Origin of the sequence: Mycobacterium angelicum (genome assembly GCF_002086155.1) — a bacterium.
GTDB lineage: Bacteria > Actinomycetota > Actinomycetes > Mycobacteriales > Mycobacteriaceae > Mycobacterium > Mycobacterium angelicum.
The window spans coordinates 1-275 of record NZ_MVHE01000391.1; the positions used below are offsets into that span (position 1 = coordinate 1).

Genomic DNA, 275 nt, shown 5'->3' on the forward strand with positions numbered 1-275 from the left:
GAATATTGGCGACGCGAATGTCGGCTTCTTTAACTCGGGCAACTCCAACGAGGGCTTCTTCAACACGGGCATGTTTAACAACGGCATCTACAACTCGGGCGTGGCCAGCACCGGCATCGCAAACTCCGGTAATGCCAGCTCCGGTGTCGCCAACTCAGGTGACAACTCCTCGGGTGCCTTCAACCAGGGCGATAACCAGGCCGGGTTCTTCGGCCAGCCGTAACGCCTACCGAGCCCGACGTTGCTGGGGGCGATTAGCCGGCACGATGAGGTAC

Annotated in this window: 1 protein-coding gene; it reads left to right on the forward strand. The window is 59.6% G+C overall.

Going from position 1 to position 275, the window contains the following annotated elements:
* The coding region (locus BST12_RS29935; protein WP_211281443.1) for a pentapeptide repeat-containing protein at positions 1 to 223 on the forward strand (223 nt) is incomplete at its 5' end.
* Between the last annotated feature and the right edge of the window lie 52 nt (positions 224 to 275).